The organism is Gordonia sp. UBA7860 (genome assembly GCF_002500165.1).
Taxonomy (GTDB): Bacteria; Actinomycetota; Actinomycetes; order Mycobacteriales; family Mycobacteriaceae; genus Gordonia; species Gordonia sputi.
Map to the genome: position 1 here is coordinate 21,682 of NZ_DLSO01000206.1, position 17,351 is coordinate 39,032.

14 protein-coding genes are annotated in these 17,351 nt (G+C 65.7%); 6 read left to right on the top strand and 8 right to left on the bottom strand.

Going from position 1 to position 17,351, the window contains the following annotated elements:
• Positions 1-2: 2 nt before the first annotated feature.
• Positions 3-1,391: an MFS transporter gene (locus B3T59_RS24255; RefSeq protein WP_251723462.1), complete on the bottom strand. Its 1,389-nt coding sequence runs from the start codon at positions 1,389-1,391 to the stop codon at positions 3-5.
• Complete coding sequence (locus tag B3T59_RS24260; RefSeq protein ID WP_287005338.1) at positions 1,384-3,342, bottom strand: sphingolipid ceramide N-deacylase; 1,959 nt, start codon at positions 3,340-3,342, stop codon at positions 1,384-1,386. The genes B3T59_RS24255 and B3T59_RS24260 overlap by 8 nt, the downstream gene beginning before the upstream one ends.
• A 178-nt stretch (positions 3,343-3,520) precedes the next feature.
• Between B3T59_RS24260 and B3T59_RS24265 the strand changes: the two genes are divergently transcribed.
• The gene (locus B3T59_RS24265) at positions 3,521-4,552 is read left to right on the top strand and encodes an LLM class flavin-dependent oxidoreductase (RefSeq protein WP_287005339.1); all 1,032 of its coding nucleotides are present in this window, start codon (positions 3,521-3,523) and stop codon (positions 4,550-4,552) included.
• 59 nt (positions 4,553-4,611) lie between these two features.
• Here the strand turns inward: B3T59_RS24265 and B3T59_RS24270 are convergent, their stop codons facing one another.
• Positions 4,612-6,504, bottom strand: a complete 1,893-nt coding sequence (locus tag B3T59_RS24270) for an acyl-CoA thioester hydrolase/BAAT C-terminal domain-containing protein (protein WP_287005340.1) — start codon at positions 6,502-6,504, stop codon at positions 4,612-4,614.
• Between the two features lie 175 nt (positions 6,505-6,679).
• Between B3T59_RS24270 and B3T59_RS24275 the strand changes: the two genes are divergently transcribed.
• Together B3T59_RS24275 and B3T59_RS24280 are read left to right on the top strand one after the other, a co-directional pair.
• On the top strand, positions 6,680-9,148 hold the full coding sequence (locus tag B3T59_RS24275) for a Tex family protein (RefSeq protein ID WP_251723469.1): 2,469 nt from the start codon (positions 6,680-6,682) through the stop codon (positions 9,146-9,148).
• A gap of 86 nt (positions 9,149-9,234) precedes the next feature.
• Entirely contained in the window at positions 9,235-9,651 is a 417-nt protein-coding gene (locus B3T59_RS24280) for an NUDIX hydrolase (RefSeq protein WP_251723471.1), read from the top strand.
• Here B3T59_RS24280 and B3T59_RS24285 read toward each other — a convergent pair.
• Entirely contained in the window at positions 9,623-10,426 is an 804-nt protein-coding gene (locus tag B3T59_RS24285; RefSeq protein WP_251723473.1) for an SGNH/GDSL hydrolase family protein, read from the bottom strand. The genes B3T59_RS24280 and B3T59_RS24285 overlap by 29 nt on opposite strands.
• A 118-nt stretch (positions 10,427-10,544) precedes the next feature.
• On the opposite strand from B3T59_RS24285, the gene B3T59_RS24290 reads away from it, so the two are divergent.
• Together B3T59_RS24290 and B3T59_RS24295 are read left to right on the top strand one after the other, a co-directional pair.
• Positions 10,545-11,357 (top strand): shikimate 5-dehydrogenase, encoded by an 813-nt coding sequence (locus B3T59_RS24290; RefSeq protein ID WP_251723475.1) that lies wholly within the window; start codon positions 10,545-10,547, stop codon positions 11,355-11,357.
• 133 nt (positions 11,358-11,490) lie between these two features.
• Positions 11,491-12,858, top strand: a complete 1,368-nt coding sequence (locus B3T59_RS24295) for a DUF4185 domain-containing protein (protein WP_251723477.1) — start codon at positions 11,491-11,493, stop codon at positions 12,856-12,858.
• 12 nt (positions 12,859-12,870) lie between these two features.
• Here B3T59_RS24295 and poxB read toward each other — a convergent pair whose 3' ends face one another.
• The 3 genes from poxB to B3T59_RS24310 all read right to left on the bottom strand — a co-directional run bounded on the left by poxB (position 12,871) and on the right by B3T59_RS24310 (position 16,347).
• Positions 12,871-14,604 carry a ubiquinone-dependent pyruvate dehydrogenase gene (gene poxB / locus B3T59_RS24300; RefSeq protein WP_251723478.1) on the bottom strand — a complete coding sequence of 578 codons (1,734 nt, stop codon included), beginning with the start codon at positions 14,602-14,604 and terminating at the stop codon, positions 12,871-12,873.
• A 136-nt stretch (positions 14,605-14,740) separates the two neighbouring features.
• A complete protein-coding gene (locus B3T59_RS24305; protein WP_287005341.1) occupies positions 14,741-15,877 on the bottom strand; it encodes a hypothetical protein in 1,137 nt (378 codons plus the stop codon).
• Between the two features lie 92 nt (positions 15,878-15,969).
• The gene (locus B3T59_RS24310) at positions 15,970-16,347 is read right to left on the bottom strand and encodes a hypothetical protein (protein ID WP_251723481.1); all 378 of its coding nucleotides are present in this window, start codon (positions 16,345-16,347) and stop codon (positions 15,970-15,972) included.
• 56 nt (positions 16,348-16,403) lie between these two features.
• Here B3T59_RS24310 and mug point away from each other — a divergent pair, with 56 nt between their 5' ends.
• A complete protein-coding gene (gene mug / locus B3T59_RS24315; RefSeq protein ID WP_251723483.1) occupies positions 16,404-16,973 on the top strand; it encodes a G/U mismatch-specific DNA glycosylase in 570 nt (189 codons plus the stop codon).
• A gap of 69 nt (positions 16,974-17,042) precedes the next feature.
• On the opposite strand, the gene B3T59_RS24320 is transcribed toward mug, so the two are convergent.
• A complete protein-coding gene (locus B3T59_RS24320; RefSeq protein WP_251723485.1) occupies positions 17,043-17,339 on the bottom strand; it encodes a DUF503 domain-containing protein in 297 nt (98 codons plus the stop codon).
• Between the last annotated feature and the right edge of the window lie 12 nt (positions 17,340-17,351).

Genomic DNA, 17,351 nt, shown 5'->3' on the forward strand with positions numbered 1-17,351 from the left:
GGTCACTGAGTGGGGTGCCCCGTCGGGCTGGGGTGAGCTGACAGAGCGTCGACGCCGGCGTCGTCGCGGTAGCCGCGGAGGAAGAGCAGACTGAATGCGACGAGTAGCGCCGGTACCAGCGAGAAGGCGAGTGCGATAGCGGTGAGCGCCGAATCCGGTTGTCCGACTGCGGTATCGCCGCTCGAAGACACGAACCCGCCGATCGCCAGAATCAGCAGGAACACCCCCGGTCCGAGAGCGAGGCCAACCGTCTCACAGGCGGTCCACACCCCGGACATGGCACCGCCCCGGTCGTGGCCGGTGGTGCGGCGATCCGATTCGATGATGTCGGGCAGCATCGCGAGCGGGAATGCCTGCATCCCCGCATATCCGACGCCTGCGACCGCCACAGAAGCCAGCATCCACCAGCCAGGGGCCCACGCTGCCACCAGCAACGACGCCGTTGCGGCGATGAACAGCACTGACGCCAGGACCAGCCCGGCCACCTTCCCGAATCGGTGTCCGAGTCGATACCAGAGCGGCATCACGATCAGCGCGGGTCCGACCAGCGCGACGAACATGTAGGTCAGCGCCGACTTGTTGCCGAGGAGATACGTCGCTACGTATTGCGCGCCACCGAGCATGACCGCGCTCGCGAGTGCCTGAATCACGAAGAGTGCGACGAGAAGTCGGAAGTTGCGTACCTGTGTCAGCGCTGCGACACCATCGCGCAGGCGGGTTCTGGGCGGTTCGACGACTCGTGACGGCGCAGCGGATCGGGGCGCTGCGCCGAACGTCGCGATGAGCATCCCGGTGCCCAGGACCAGTGCTGCCACGACAGCCATGACCGCGTACCCCACGTGGCCGCCGCCCGCCGCGTCGCGAATCGCCGGACCGCCCGCGCCGACCAGCAGAATAGCGAGCGCCAGTACCGCGATTCGTGTGGTGATGAGGCGGGTCCGTTGGTGATAGTCGTGCGTGATCTCTGCGGGTAACGCGACGTAGGGCACCTGGAAGAAGCCGTAGGCGATAGCCGTCAACGTGAAGAACACGAACACCCAGGTGGCGGCCAGCGCAGGGGACGCGCTCGGTGGGACGAGGAACGTGAGTACGAACAACGGGACGAGTGCCAGCGCCCCGAAGACCATGAAGGAGCGTCGGCTCCCGGTGCGGGCTGCGCGTGCGTCCGAGCGGGCGCCGATGATCGGGTTGACCACGACGTCGATGATCTTCGGTGCGACCACGACTATCGAGGCAACCGTCGCCGCAACCGCAAGCGTGTCGGTGAGGTAGTACGCCAGTACCAATCCGGGCAGCGTGCCGAAACCACCCGTACCGACACTGCCCGCGGCGTACGACAGCAGCGTTCGACGTCCGAGCACGGCTGCAGGTGGCGCGGGCCGGTCAGCCACGGTATACCTCGACCCGTTCCCACATTCGGGTGTACGCCTCCGCGGCGGCGAACAGGTCGTCGACGACGCGGGGGCCGTCGACCGGCCCCGCCTGGACGCGAAGGCTCTCGATCCAGTCCGGCAGAAGTCCGTAATGTGCTGTGCCGTCGACGTTCACGTCGAAGACGCGTTTCCCGGAGACCTGCCTGCTGATCTCGGTGACACCGTCGGCTCCGCGGAACGGATATCTCACCGGGTTGCGACTCGCTGACGGTCGCGGGTGTGCCTGGGCGCCGAGACCACCCATGTCAGGGCCGAACCCGACGCCGAAGAAATAGTCGGGACTGCGCTGCTCGCGCAGCACACGCCACGCGGAGAGGTAGTCGGGTGGCAGGTCGCCGTGTCGCCCCTTCTCACCCGGTTTCCCCTCGGCAGGTGTCGCGAACAATCCGACGATGCCGCCGGCGGAGAGGATGCGGCCATAGTTGCGCGGATCGGTCCACGTGTGCGACGAGATCACTCCTGGATAGTGACGCCTGGAGATGATGTCGAGGACGGCTTCGGCCGATTTGGCGCTGAAGTGGTCGATGTCGATGGCCATGTTGCGGTCGATGAGTCCGTTGACCGCGTACACGCCCAACGTCGTCAGCCCGCGAACGTTGCACCGCTGCCCGCGCGGGTAGCCAAGGACCGGGTTGTCCTTCTCGTCGGTCTGGCACTTCTCGACCTGCCACGGATGCCCGTTGGACAACTGCTCGCCGGTGTTGACGGCGGTTCCGGTGACGCCCTGGTCGAATCGCGTTCCGCCGAGTGCGTTGTCGAATTTGTGCGTGAGGATCACCTGGCGAATACCCATCGACTTCAGTTCGTCGAGTCCTCGATCGATATCGGTGCGCGAGCACAGTGAACGACCGGAGACCTCGCGGCACCCGAACGGCTCGGAGATCTCGATGCCGAGAGTCACGGCCACCTTGCCGTCTGCGATGACTCGACGGGCGTCTGCCGCCGAGGACACGATGCGCAGGAACCCCTTTCCGGGGCCACCATTTTGGGCGTCGACGTAGTCGACGAGCTGGTGTAACAGCCGATGTTGGATGCGCACCGATTCCATCTCGTTGCACGGCTGATCGCCGCGCCAGTACTTCTCGCACAGCACGCGGTTCTGCACGTAGTAGTTCTGGATCATGCGCAGTCCTGATCGCCAGGAACGTTCGATCCAGCGGTAGTAGGTCTGCTCGTGCGTCAGTGAATCCCACCTCGGCCACTGCGAGAACGTCGGCCAGCCGTCGGTGGCGTGCGGGCCGGGCCGCGACAGCACCTGCTCGGACACCGCGGGAATGCCGTCGGGCTCGTGGTCGGGGCAGTCGCGCAACGCAACGGTCACACCCAGCGGATCAAAAGGCTTGCCGCAGTGCAGTTCTCCGCCGAGGAACTGTTCGGAAAGCAGATGCGCGTGCGAGTCGACGAAGCCGCGGAGGTTGCCCTGGGCGTCGGTGCCACGCATGACGGGACCGGTCACGTCGATCTCCGGTTCGGGAAACGGTCGACATCCCGTCGCAGGAGTGAGATGCACTTCTCGAGGTCCGCCACTTCCTGCGACGGCGGGTGTCAGTGTGAAGTCGCGACCGCCGCCTGTCACAGTCCACTGGGCGCGGGGGCTGACGGTGGCCGTGAGTGTCGGCGTGCCCGCAGTCGCGGTGAGTAGACGTCTGTCCCTACCGGAGAACAGATAGCTGCCGAGGCCGGCAGCCTTGGCGGTGAACGGCCCTGACTGCCCGCCCGCGTTCTTCCCACCTCGATCGGTGATCTGCACGCAGGTGTTAGCCAGGCCGTAGACGTCGCCCGTGACCGCACCCGCACGTGCAGGGCGAAGGACGGTGAGGGTGCCGACGGCGAGGCAGCACGCGAGGATGAATGCGGTCGGTGCGACGCGAACGCGGTTGTATAGGCGAGGCGTCGCCGTTCTGGTCATTCCCGGCACGGTAACCGAGCGCGCTTGTACGCGCCGACTTTTCGATACCGCTGAGCCAAACTCGGACGTGGTCAGGTCCTCGCACCGACGTGCGTTTCCTGCGACGACGCTCCGTGACGCGCGGCAGGGATGGACGGGGTATCACTGACAGGAGAGCAGAATCACGACGGGAGATGTGATGCCGCGCGAAGGCGAATCACTACAGAAGATGGGGTTCCTCACGATAGGTCGGTTCGACGAGTCCGACCCGAGGGCTGGTCACCTCGAGACGCTGCGCACGATAGAGGCGGCAGAAGAGCTTGGCTTCGACAGCGTGTGGTTGCGTGACCGGCACCTGCAGCACGGCATCTCGTCGCCGGTCGCGATGCTGGCGGCGGCGTCGATGCGGACGACGCGGATCGAACTCGGTACGGCGGTGATACCGCTCGGACTCGAGAATCCGTTCCGCCTCGCCGAAGACCTCGCCACAGTCGATCTTCTCTCCGGCGGTCGTATCAATCCCGGTGTGTCCGTGGGTACTCCGATGAGATACGACGATTTCAAGACCGCGCTTTATCCGGACACCTACGACCGTGAGGACTTCTCCAAGAACCGGGTGCTGCGGCTGCTGTCGCATCTGCGGGGTGAACCGGTGAGTGAGTTCGAAGGCACCGTCGGGATCGAGACCTTCTCCCGAAGCGTTCAGCCGCAGTCACCGGGCCTTGCCGGCCGCGTCTGGTACGGCGGCGGACTCGAATCGGCGAAGTGGGCCGCTCAGCACGGACTGAACTACCTGACCTCCTCGGTGGTCAGCATCGAGGGCACGACGTCGCGGGACTTCGCGACGATTCAGGCCGAACACATCGACGCCTATCGGGCGAACCATCCCGATCCGTCGTCGGCGCGGGTGTCACAAGGGCTCGTGGTCATCCCGACGGACTCCGCGACACCCGACCAGGTACGCAAATACGAGGCATACGCACGGTCTCGCTTCGAGCGGACGCGCAGCCCGCAGGGTCCGCGCGGAATGATGTTCTCGCCGGACTACGTCGGAAGTTCCGCTGAGTTGGCTGAGAAGCTGTTCTCACACAAGGGCTTTCAACGAGCGACCGAGGTGGCGTTCGCGCTGCCCTTCACCTTCGACGCCGCAGACTACGAGCAGATCATCACCGACATGGCGCAGCGTCTCGGACCAGCGCTGGGTTGGACACCCAAGACCACCGAGTCATAGGCGGTCGGGTCATAGGCAGTCGGGGGCCGTAGGTAGTTGGGGGCCATGGGCAGTCGGGTTCACGCCAGGGCGGAGTCGAGGAACGCGGTGATCTCGTCTGTCAGCGCCAAGCAGGCCATGCCGTGTTCTCGTGGTTGGCCACCGAGATCGATGCCGCCGACCACCTGGACCTGCGACGGGTAGAGACCCGGACGCAGGAGGTGCCCCGCGCCGTCGTAGCGGATATGAGTATCGGACTTCGACTGTCGGCGGCCGAGCAGCGCGTCAGCCATCTGCTCCGATGGCCACAGGTGATCGTCGGAGCCGCTCACACACAGGATCGGGCACGCGATCTTCTCCGACGCGATGACCGCATCTGCCGTCTGCGAGCGGTTTCGTGACACGGTGTCGAGGCCCGCACTGTATGCGGGTGCCAACCTCAGCAACCTCGGCTTGTTGCGCGCGACATCTCGCGAGAGATGCCATGCGTTGCTGATCAATTGGGGCATGAGGACTCCGCTCGGCAGCGGCGCGTACGAGCACGATTGGCCCCGGTAACTCCACGACGAGGTGTCGGGTATCTCGCCGCCGTCGCCGATCGCCTGCCAGGTCACCGAACTCGGACTCAACAAGACAAGGGCTCCGACGGGAAGGTCGGGTTCGCGCGCGAGGGTGGCCGCCACGCCTTCGGCTCCACGGGAGATGCCCAGCGCGGCAACCGTGGTCGAATCAACCTCTGGCCGCCGCGACAGCCACGAGATCGCGGTGGCGAAGCGCTCGAGTGGAATGCCTGCGACCGGAACTGCTTCCGGGTCGGCGTCGAGCCAGTCATAGGCAAGGGCGACGATGCCGCGCGATGCCAGTGCGCAGATCGTCGCCCGCTGGGAGTCGTATCCGCCCTCCGAACCACCGAAACAGACCACGGCGCGTCGGGCATGGCCATCGGCCGGCAGTGCGAGGAGGCCGGGTCTGCCGTCGACGTCGACCTCGCTGACGCGAACGCCGAGAGCTGTTGCGGACCGGAGCCGCGTGACGACGGAGCGATGCTGGCCTCCGCTGGCCTCGATACGAAGCTGCCACGGTTCCGCGGGAGGAATGAACAAGTCAGCGCGGTCGGGTTCGCCGGTGAATGCCATTGCCCAGAGGATGTCGTCGACGGATTGCCCGGTGCCGGCCAGGCGGCCCTGCCACCGCCAGAGTCGGCCGTAGAGATCTTGGCCGGACACCGACACCGCGATGTCGGGGATGCCGGGGGCGTCGACGCCGATGGAGAACGGTTCGTCGTGGCGGCTGGTCGACGGCGCGCGTACGACGACGCGGGGGTCCTGATCGTCGGCAGGAGCGTCGGGTTGGGCGACCGGATCACCCGGGCGCGTCGCGTCCTGTCGCTTGCTGATCGCATCGGTGTGCGACGAGAACCACGCGGGGAAGACCCCGGAGACGGTGCCCGCGACACCCAGGAGCGTGAACGGCACAACCCAGTAGCAGACAATCGACAATGTCGACGCGCCGTCGCGGATCGTCGCGTCGCCCTGTACGAGGGGCGGGATCAGCGACACCACGGTCATCACACCGAAGACCGCGATCCACATCCACGTCATCGCAGAGGTGATCACGCGGAATCCGTCGCTCCGCGCGACGTCATCAGTGACGGACGCACGCGCGTACTCGCGGACGAACGGTCGACCGATCACCATGCCGACGAGGGCGATGAGGAAGATCGCGGCGTTGCCCAGTGGTTGTAGCCAGCGCTCCAGAAACGAGTCGCTGACGGTGAATGCGAGGACGGTGAACATCGCGAAAACCAACACAGCACCGGCCTCGAGTGTGTGCCAGGGCTGTCGACGCAGCCGCTGCACCGCGACAGCGAGCACGGCCAGGCAGAGGGCGACGATCACGGCGACGCGAAACGAGGTGTTGCCGACCAGAATCCAGTAGATGATCCAGGGGGAGAAGCCGATCAGGAATCCCATGTGGCACTCGATTCTCGGATAGCGGACCCAATGGTGGTGACCCCCACCGGCCGATCTTACGGCTGGTCTCGGAGGTGCGGGACGGAATCGCGTGCGGCATCCGCGACGATGCCGTCGGCGACACGCACATCCACCGCACGGATCGTTGTCGGCGCGCTTCGGTAGGGTGCTCCGGGTGACTTCGAGTGCATCCGAGACGGTTTCCGGAATCAAGTCGGTCAACGCACGCCTGGCGGACGAACTCCAGGTCGGCGAGCATCAGGTGGCTGCGGCGGTCAGACTCCTCGACGAGGGTTCGACGGTTCCGTTCATCGCGCGCTACCGCAAGGAGGTGACCGGCTCGCTCGACGACGCGCAACTGCGGCTTCTCGACGAACGGCTGCGTTACCTGCGCGAACTCGATGAACGACGGGCCGCTGTACTCGCGTCGATCGAGGAACAGGGCAAACTCACCGACGAGTTGCGGAACGCTCTGCTGACGGCGGAGACCAAGTCGCGCGTCGAGGACATCTACCTGCCGTACAAGCCCAAGCGTCGAACCAAGGCGCAGATCGCGCGCGAGGCAGGCCTCGAACCACTCGCCGACCGATTGCTCAGCGACCCATCGCTCGATCCCGCTGCCATCGGAGCCGAATTCGTCTCCGACGCGGTGACCGACGCCGCTGCGGCACTCGAGGGTGCCCGACACATCCTCATCGAGCGGGCCAGTGAAGATGCACAACTCGTCGGCGAGGTGCGCGAGACGTTCTGGCGACAGGGGTCGTGCGTCAGCGCCCCGCGCTCGGAGGAGATTGCGAAAAGCGCTGCGGGACAGAAGTTCCGCGACTACTTCGACTTCGCGGAACCGCTCGACGAGATGCCGTCGCACCGAGTGCTCGCCGTGTTGCGCGGTGAGAAGGAGGGCGTCCTCGCCGTCGACCTCACCGGAGGCGACGACGAGGGCTATCAGGCGATGGTCGCGGCGAGCCTCGGCGTCGACCTGTCCGGGAAGGGCGCGGCGTCGACCTGGCTGGCCACCACCGTGCGCTGGGCATGGCGTACCAAACTCATGATCTCTACGGCCGTCGACGCTCGGGTCCGTCTGCGTCAGCGCGCCGAGGACGACGCCGTCGCGGTGTTCGCCAAGAACCTGAAAGACCTGCTCCTCGCAGCACCCGCGGGCAACCGCACCACTCTGGGCCTCGACCCGGGGTTCCGGACAGGCGTCAAGGTCGCCGTGGTCGACGGAACCGGAAAGGTGCTCGACACGTGCGCGATCTTTCCGCATCAGCCGCAAAAACAGTGGGACACGGCGAAGGCGACGTTGGCCGCGTTGGTGGCGCGCCATGGCGTCGAATTGATCGCAATCGGAAACGGCACGGCGTCGAGGGAGACGGATTCACTTGCCGCCGAACTCATCTCGGATATCTCGGCGTCGGGGGCACGGCCGCCGATCAAGGCGACGGTGAGCGAAGCGGGAGCATCGGTCTACTCGGCGTCGGAGTACGCGTCGGGTGAGCTACCCGACCTCGACGTCTCGATCCGTGGCGCGGTGTCGATCGCGCGCCGCCTTCAGGACCCGCTCGCAGAACTGGTGAAGATCGACCCGAAGTCGATCGGTGTCGGTCAGTATCAACACGACGTCACGCCGGGCACTCTCGCACGCAGCCTCGACGCAGTGGTCGAGGACGCGGTGAACGCCGTCGGCGTCGACCTCAACACCGCGTCGGTGCCGCTGCTGGCCCGGGTGTCGGGTGTGACACCGACACTCGCCGAGGCCATCGTCGGACATCGGGATGCCGCGGGCCGATTCCGCAGTCGAGCGGCACTGCTCGAGGTTCCTCGATTGGGGCCCAAGGCATTTGAGCAGTGTGCGGGATTCCTGCGGATCACCGATGGCGACGACCCGCTCGACGCGTCCGGCGTGCACCCTGAGGCGTATCCCGTGGTGCGTCGCATCCTCGACCGCACAGGCCTCGAACTCGCAGAACTCATCGGCGACGAGCGCTCACTGAAGTCGTTGAAGCCCGCAGAATTCGCCGACGAGAGGTTCGGCGTGCCGACGGTCACCGACATCCTCGGCGAGCTCGAGAAGCCGGGACGCGATCCGCGTCCCGCCTTCACCACCGCGACCTTCGCCGCGGGCGTCGAGAAGGTCTCCGACCTCCAGCCCGGCATGGTCCTCGAAGGTGTCGTCACCAACGTCGCCGCGTTCGGCGCGTTCGTCGATGTCGGCGTGCATCAGGACGGGCTGGTCCACGTGTCCGCCATGTCGACTCGGTTCGTCTCCGACCCCCACGAGGTGGTCAAGTCCGGCCAGGTGGTCAAGGTGAAGGTCGTCGAGGTCGACGTCGATCGACAGCGGATCGGACTGAGCCTTCGGCTCGACGATGAGGTACGTACTCCGCGCGGCGATCGTGGCGCGCGCCGCAACGACGCCCGCACGGGTCAGGATTCGCGCCAAGCCCCTCGTGGCGGGGCAGCGAACGGACGCGGCGGAAACGACGGCCGCGCCGATCGAGGCCGCGCCGGAAACGGGCAGGCTCGTGGCGGTCAACCGCGCGGGGGGAAGGGACGTGACGGCAAGGGACGGGACCGACGAGAGGCCCAGCCGATCAACGGATCGATGGCCCAGGCGCTGCGCGACGCGGGCTTCGGAAAATGACGCGGGTGTGTGGACATGACGCGAGCTCGGGGAACGACTTCGCTTACGTCGCACCGTGAGTGGTCACACATGAGCGCAGCGAGCCGATGACGTCGCCCGGCGGGCCCGCCCCGGTCATCATGGTTGCCGCGGTCGCCATCCGCGACGACGACGGCCGGTTGCTGACGGTCCGGAAAAAGGGGGCCGTCAGATTCATGCTGCCCGGCGGTAAGCCCGAACCGGGGGAGAATCGTCGACGTACGGCGCTGCGCGAGTCCCGAGAGGAACTGGCGGTCGAGCTACGCGCCGACGACCTCGTCGAACTGGGTGTGTTCCGCGCCGACGCCGCCAACGAGGTCGGTCATCTCGTCGAAGCCACGGTGTTCGAGCACCCGTACGTCCGCGTCGACGCGCCTGCCGCCGAGATCGCGGAACTTCAGTGGATCGACGTCGGGTCGGCGGATGTCCCGCTGGCGCCGCTGCTCGCCGACCACATCATCCCGCTGTTGCTGGCTCGGCGCTGACTTCACCGAGCGCGTCGGCAGCGACGACCGGCTCAGGCCACCGCGGACTGATGCTGTCACCCGACGACACCCCACGCACGCGACGCACGATCCAGGGATAGAGAAATGTGCGCGCCCACTCGACGTTGTCGCGTCGCCGTTGCTCACGTGTCTGCACTGGTGGCGGGGCCAGTGAGGGTACGTCGATAGTGTGCGGTGCGCCGATCAGGTCGAGTACCTCGCATGCCATGCGCGCGTGTCCGAGCGACGACATGTGCAGTCGGTCGGTGTCCCACATCCGGTAGTCGTCGTATCCGGCGAGCCGCCAGAAGTCGAGGATGCGGGCGCCTTGGCGCTCAGCAATCGCCCGCAGCAGCTCGTTGTAGATGGCGCTCCGACCTCGCGTGAGCCGGAAAATGGGAGCCCAGCCGGCGTCGTACGCGGTGAACACGATGACCGTTGCACCCGTCGAGCGCAGTCGGGCCAAAGCCTTCTCGTAGCGGGACATCATGGCGTCGAGGTCGATCGAGCCACGCATCAGATCATTCCCACCCGCGTAGATGGTGATCAGATCGGGTTGCAGCGATAAGGCGCGGTCGATCTGCTCGTCGAGCACCTGATCGAGCAGGCGGCCACGGATCGCAAGGTTGGCGTAGCGCAGCGCGGGGTTATCGACGGCGAGCTGTTCCGCGACACGATCGGCCCATCCGCGTAACCCGTTGGGGCGGGTGGGATCCGTATCGCCGACCCCCTCCGTGAACGAATCACCAAGTGCCACATATGTGTTCCAGCCCACAGAATCGACCTCCTGAAGTCTCGGTGCGACCAACGACGAGGCTACGACGCGACTCGTCGTGCTGTCACATCGTCGTTCTGTCGATCGAAGTGGCGATGCGGGCAGTAGCGTGGCGCGCATGCCGATTCTCAACAAGGACATGACCCTGTGCATCTCGCTCGCCGCGCGGCCGTCGAACATCGGCACGCGGTTTCACAACTATCTCTACGACGAGCTCGGTCTGAACTACATCTACAAGGCATTCACCACCACCGACATCCACGGCGCGATTGCCGGTGTTCGCGCGCTCGGCATTCGTGGGTGTTCGGTGTCGATGCCGTTCAAAGAGGCTGTGATCGACCTCGTCGACGAGGTGGAGAAGTCTGCGGCGGCGATCGACTCGGTGAACACGATCGTCAACGACGACGGCTATCTCAGGGCGTCGAACACCGACTACGAGGCGGTGGCCACGCTCATCGCCGACATCGATCCCGCGTCGTCGGTCGTGGTGCGGGGATCTGGTGGAATGGCGAAAGCCGTGGTGGCCGCGTTTCGTGGCGCAGGTTTCGACGATCTGACAGTGTGGGCTCGTAACGCTACTGCGGGCGAGGAGTTGGCGTCGAAGTACGGCTACCGAGCCATCGATAGCGCGCAAGCCCCGGGAACGCAGATCCTGGTCAACGTGACCCCGCTGGGCATGCAGGGCGCCGACGAGAACGTGCAGTCGTTCGACGACGACGCGATCGCCGCTGCTGATCTCGTATTCGACGTCGTCGCGCTGCCGGCACAGACGCCCCTGATCCGCGCGTCCTCGGCAGCGGGGACACCGGTGGTCACCGGTGCGCAGGTGATCGCACTGCAGGCGGCGGCGCAGTTCGAGAAGTACACCGGCAGGGTACTGACTGCGGATCAGGTCGCCCGAGCGTCAGAGTTCTCGCGCTCCGAAACGTGATCGTGACCGTTCCCATGTGTGGACGGTAATACCCATACGCCACAATGGCCTCTTGAATCACATCTGCCACACACGTGACAGATGTGCTGCAGCCGACCCGCAGTCGGACCGTTCATCGAGAGGACCATCGACCATGCTCCGAATACGAGCAGGTGCACGCAGACTCGTTGTCGCGGCGCTCGTGGCGACCTCCGTGGGCGCTTTTCTCGTCGCTGGTGAGGGACGCGCGACTGCGGCACCCTGCGCGAATGCGAGTAACGGCTCGCTTCCCGATCTCGGCAGCGCATCCGGGTCGCTGGGTGGGACGGGCTCTCTGGGAACCGGGTCATTGGGGTCGGGTTCCCTGGGTTCTGGCTCGTCGGGTGCGCGACCTGGCCTCGGAACCCAAGGCCCCCTGCCGATCTACATCACCCCACGCGCCCGGACGGTGTCGTGGCTGACCGGGCCACGCAGCATCAACCGCACGTTCAGTCGGTTCACGATCAGTGGGACCGACCTCGGCATCTCCTGGGACAACGGCTCCGGGCAGACTCTGATGGCGTTCGGCGACACCTTCGGCGACTGCAACGCAGCCGGTCAGGAGTGGCGACACAACACGCTCATGCGGACACGCGACACCAAGTTCGACGACGGCGTGAGCGTCCCGCCCGGCGTGCCCGGCGACGTGCAGTCAGGCAGTCCCGTCGACGCTGCCCGTCCCACCTTTGCGCGCGAACTGATCCCGGCACTCGGTGTCAGTCCCATCGAGACGACCACCATCCCCACCGCTGCCATATCGCTGCCCTGGGGAACGGGGTACCGGCAGTTCATCAACTTCATGTCGGTACGGTCATGGGGCTCCGCCGGTCACTGGGTGACCAACTATTCAGCCGTCGCGCACTCTGACGACGACGGACAGAACTGGACGGTCGATCGCGACACCATCCTGGTGAACTCGCCTGTGGCCGCAGCCCTTCCGTTCGATCTGCCGCCTGCGGAACCCAACAACGGAAAGTTTCAGCAGAACGCCTACGTACGCGGGCACGGTGCGCAGAGCGACTATGTGTACCAATTCGGTACGCCCAACGGACGATTCGGCGCGGGCTTCCTCGCACGGTTCAAGCCGACCGACATCCTTGACGTGACCAAGTACCAGTACTGGGCAGGTCGCGATCGCAAGTGGGTCGACAACATCGCCGACGTTCCCGACGACGGATCGGCGATCGTCGTGCCAGCTCCCGTCACGGAACTGTCGGTGGCGTGGAGTCCGTACCTGAACAAGTACATGATGCTCGACGGCGACAACGGGATTCGCATCCGCACAGCGGATCGACCAGAAGGTCCGTGGAGCGCGCCGACCTACCTCGTGGAGAAGGGTGCCGTCGTCCTGTACGGACCCATGATCCAACCGCACTCGCCCGCAGTCGTCGGGTCATCGCCCGAACTGTTCTTCAACGCCTCGCGCTGGAGCGACTACAACGTGATGCTGCTGCGCGCCGACCTCAGCAAGGTGCCGCACTGAGCGCTGCGGGCCTCAGTCGAAGAGCCTGCGGAAGACGTTCGTTTCGGCCAGGTCCATCAGTTCGTCGCCGCGTCCGGAGAGAACGGTCCGAATCGCATACAGCGTGAATCCCTTCGCCTGCGCTGCCGATACCGTTGGCGGGATCGACAACTCCTGTCGCGCAGTGACGACATCGAGCAGCGCAGGCCCGTCGTGAGCGAGGAACTCGCGTACCGCGGAATCGAGGTCGCCGGGATTCTCGACGCGGTCGCCCTTGATCCCGATCGCACGCGCCAGTGCGGCGAAGTCGGGGTTCTCCAGGTCGGTACCGAAGTTCACGAACCCCGCGGCCTTCATCTCCAACTCGACGAAGTTCAGCGACGAATTGTTGAAGACGACGATCTTCACCGGCAGGGCGTTCTGCGTGAGCGTCAGCAACTCGCCGAGCAACATGGCGAGCCCGCCGTCGCCCGCCATGGCGATGACTTGCCTACCCGGGTAGCTCGCCTGTGCACCGACTCCCTGAGACACCGCGTTCGCCATCGACCCGTGCGTGAACGAGCCGATCAGTCGCCGTTTCCCGTTCATCTCGAGGTATCGCGCCGCCCAGACGACCGGCGAGCCGACGTCCGGGATGAACACTGCGTCGTCGGTGGCGTGGTCGGAGAGCAGTCTGGCCAGATACTGCGGATGGATCGGCGTCTTGCCATCGTTCACGGCGAGGTCGTTCAGCGACGCGCGCGCCTTGATGTAGTGCTCACGCGACGAACGTAGATGTTCTGAGCTGCGGTTCCGGTCGATGAGGGGGAGCAGGGCAGGGATCGTATCGGCGACGGACCCGACGAGCCCGACGTCGACCGGTGTGCGTCGACCGATCTGCTCGCCGCGGATGTCGAGTTGGATGATCGTCGCCTTGGAGGGGAAGAACTGTTGATACGGAAAGTCGGTGCCCAGCATCAACAACGTGTCGCACTTCTCGATGGCGCGATACCCCGAGCTGAAGCCGAGCAGTCCGGTCATCCCCACGTCGTACGGGTTGTCGTACTCCAGAAACTCCTTGCCGCGCAGTGCGTGGACAACAGGTGCCTGGAGAGCTCCTGCCAATTCGACGACGGCGTCGTGGGCGCCCGCAGTGCCTGCGCCTCCCAGGATGGTGACCTTCTCGGCAGCATTCAGCGCGGCCGCGACGTCGTGTAATTGGGCGTCGGTGGGGCGGACGATCCTGTCGATGGCGCGGATCGCCGCGCCACCCCGACGCTGATGCTCCTTCTCGAGGAAGTTCTCACCGGGGATCACGAGCACGGCAACACCGCGTCGTTCGACGGCGGTGCGGATCGCGATGTCGAGCAGGCGGGGCAATTGTGCTGGGGTGCTGACCATTTCACAAAAGTCGCTGCACTCGACGAACAACTGCTCGGGGTGCGTCTCCTGGAAGTACCCGCTGCCGATCTCCGCGGCCGGTATATGAGCAGCGATCGCGAGCACCGGAACGCGACTGCGCTGCGCGTCGAACAAACCGTTGATCAGGTGCAGATTTCCCGGCCCGCAGCTTCCGACGCACACCGCGAGTTCGCCGGTGAGTGCCGCCTCCGCGGAGGCGGCGAATGCGGCACCTTCCTCGTGGCGTGCGTGGACCCACTCGATCCGCTGATCCTTGCGTAACGCATCGGTGAATCCGTTCAACGAGTCGCCGGGGATGCCGTAGACCCTCTGCACTCCGGATCGATCGAGCGTTTCGATGATGTTGTCGGCCACGGTTCGTGCCATGGTGCACACTCCTTGTTCGGCACACGCGTCCAACCTCACGCGCGTGGTACGGCGGCGATGCGGGCGACGCCCGCCGCACGGAACAAATCTGCAGTGTGCTCTACAGGCCGTGCGACGGCGTCGGTGGAACTACTACCTACTGTGCGGTGTCGATCAGCGAGAATCGCAGGCCAGCGATGGCCGTGTCGTTCCACAGCGGCGAGTCGATTTCGTCGGCTCGGACGGCGATCACTTCTCCGCCGCGGTCGAGCACGGTGACCACGATCGACGACATGACGTCGTATCCGTTGTCGTCATAGGTCAATTCGCCTGTCTCCGAGTCGATGTCGCCGGGGATGTCGCGAGTGAAGTCGTAGACGAGTGTCGCCACGGCGCCGGCGGAGGCAGCCTTGCTGATCTCGGCGAGGTCGGTGGCGACCAAGCCGCGATTCACTCCGTCGGACAGACGCGCGACGACAGCATTGTTCTGCGCGGCGTTCAGCGCAGGCAGCTCGGCCCGGATCGCGGTGTCGATCTCGTCGGCGCGCAGCTCGTCGGGTGCGCCGGGCACCGTCACCACCGTGCGGTCGGTGTACGCGGCCTGGAACATGTCGAGTAGCGGGTCGGTGGCGAAGAGGAACAGTGGGCGCTCTGCGTTGCGGTCGACCAATGCAAGTTCGGCGCGCACCGCTTCGGCAACACGATTGGCGTACTGCTCGAGCAGAACCTTCTTGCCCTCGTCTCCGACGAGTCTGCGGACGTGACCGCGGTCGCGGATGGTCGCCCTGTTGGTGGCGTCGGCCACATCCGTGCCGTGATCGCCCTGGAGCTCCAGCTCGGTCGCCACTGTCGTCGGCGTCGCCTGCCAGAGATTCCAGCCGTTCGCCGACAGTGTCAACGCGAACGCACTCTGGGGTGTGGTCACCGCACGAACGATCTGCCCCAGGTCGAAGTGCCCGCCGGTCTGCATCTGGTTCTCGAGCCGATTGGGCAGGACGAACAGCTGCAGTTGGTCAGGTGAGAGGAAGATGGCCACTGAACTCGACAGGCGCGTCCACGCCTCGTCCGTGCGAACCTTCTCCCACTGATCGCGCAGCGCGGTCTCGGTCGCGTGCCGGATGCCCTCCTCGCGGAGCTCGCGGATCGCGCGATCGAACGCGCTCTTCGCCTTGAGGTAGCTGCCTTCGCGTGCATCCGGTGCAGGTGAGGTCTCGGCGTAGATCGTGATCGCGTTCTCTCGTCGCGTCCCGAGCTCACGAAGGTCCTCCAGCGTGGGCAGGTCATAACGGGCCATTGTCATCCTCTCGTCGCCCCCAGCGTCCCCTCTGGTGACCATCCTATGCACGTTGTCGGCGGAAACCGCCGGATCGCCAGAGTCGACCACGCTCAGCGGATGGTGTGCGGCCCCATCGAGTCGGCGCCCAGATCTGCTACGCGTGAACGCAATTCACGGTCAGAGGTGACGACGGTGACAGCTTTACCGATATTGTCGGACACCACCTCGACGATCGTGTCGTCACCCGATCCGGGCGCCTCGATGACACGGATGCCCTCCCGCGGGGACACGCCGCGGGCCGCGCCCTCGACGACAACGGAGACATCAAGGGGGCCGGGTAGGTCGGTTAGCCCCGTAGCGGGCAGCTCCACGATGCTGTCGAGGAGCCGCTCGGTGGCGGCCCGTCGATCACGCCACCATCCGTCGGGAACCGAACCGACGACGTTGGCGGCATCGATCACCAGCAGCGGTATGTCGTCTGCACTCACGTGTCTATCGAATGGGCTCATAGTCGCGCGTGTCAACCGCGGGTACCGTGTGACGGATGCGTTTCACCCGAGCTGAGTTGGCTGCGTGCAGCGACCGCCTGGTTTCCGACCTGCTGGGGCCGAATTGCAGGTTGCTGTTCGTCGGCATCAATCCGGGTTTGTGGAGTGCGGCGACCGGCGCCCACTTCGCCCGCCCGGGAAACCGATTCTGGCCGGCGCTTTATCGAGCAGGTATCACCGACCATCTCGTCGACGCGTCGTCGGGAATGAGTGACGCCGACCAGGACTACCTGATCGGCCGCGGGGTGGGCATCACCAATGTGGTCGCCAGGGCGACGGCGACGGCCGCGGAACTGAGCGTCGCCGAACTCGCGGCAGGCGGTGTGCAACTGCGCGACCGCGTGGAGAGGATCGGTCCCGTCGTCGTGGCGGTCGCCGGAATCACCGCCTACCGCAGTGCATTCGGCGAGCGGCGTGCAACTCCGGGTGAGCAACCCGACCGATGGGGCGACGCAAGGGTGTGGGTCGTGCCCAACCCGAGCGGGCTCAACGCGCACGAGACTGTCGACACACTCGCCGCCGCCTACCGTGAAGTGGCCGGTGCGGCAGGGATCGTCGACGACTGACGGGATGTCCGGTTCGCACGGGGGCGCCGGTCGGGCAGCGACGCCTGACCTCTCGAATGTCGGGACCCGTCAGATGTCGGTCGATGACAGTTCGCGTCGACGCACAGACAGCAACTCGACCTCAGGGCGCGCCGCGGCAAACCGCTCCACCGAGTCGAGGACCTCGACGAGATGCGCACGGTCGGGTGCCACGAGACTCACTCCCACCGTCGTGCGACGGTGCACGTCGAGGTGGTCGACCTCGGCCACGGAGACGCCGAATCGCCGACGGCATTCGGCAACGATTGGCCGGACAAGCGACCGTTTGGATTTCAGGGAGTGCACATCACCGAGCAGGAACTCGAATTCAGCGATACCGATCCACATCGCGGGTCATGC

Bases quoted from the DNA above. Each gene is read 5' to 3' on its own strand.
- poxB (WP_251723478.1), bottom strand. From the start codon at position 14,604: ATGGCACGAACCGTGGCCGACAACATCATCGAAACGCTCGATCGATCC.
- mug (WP_251723483.1), top strand. From the start codon at position 16,404: ATGCGTTTCACCCGAGCTGAGTTGGCTGCGTGCAGCGACCGCCTGGTT.
- B3T59_RS24280 (WP_251723471.1), top strand. From the start codon at position 9,235: ATGACGTCGCCCGGCGGGCCCGCCCCGGTCATCATGGTTGCCGCGGTC.
- B3T59_RS24270 (WP_287005340.1), bottom strand. From the start codon at position 6,504: ATGGGATTCCTGATCGGCTTCTCCCCCTGGATCATCTACTGGATTCTG.
- B3T59_RS24320 (WP_251723485.1), bottom strand. From the start codon at position 17,339: ATGTGGATCGGTATCGCTGAATTCGAGTTCCTGCTCGGTGATGTGCAC.
- B3T59_RS24295 (WP_251723477.1), top strand. From the start codon at position 11,491: ATGCTCCGAATACGAGCAGGTGCACGCAGACTCGTTGTCGCGGCGCTC.
- B3T59_RS24305 (WP_287005341.1), bottom strand. From the start codon at position 15,877: ATGGCCCGTTATGACCTGCCCACGCTGGAGGACCTTCGTGAGCTCGGG.
- B3T59_RS24265 (WP_287005339.1), top strand. From the start codon at position 3,521: ATGCCGCGCGAAGGCGAATCACTACAGAAGATGGGGTTCCTCACGATA.
- B3T59_RS24260 (WP_287005338.1), bottom strand. From the start codon at position 3,342: ATGACCAGAACGGCGACGCCTCGCCTATACAACCGCGTTCGCGTCGCA.
- B3T59_RS24290 (WP_251723475.1), top strand. From the start codon at position 10,545: ATGCCGATTCTCAACAAGGACATGACCCTGTGCATCTCGCTCGCCGCG.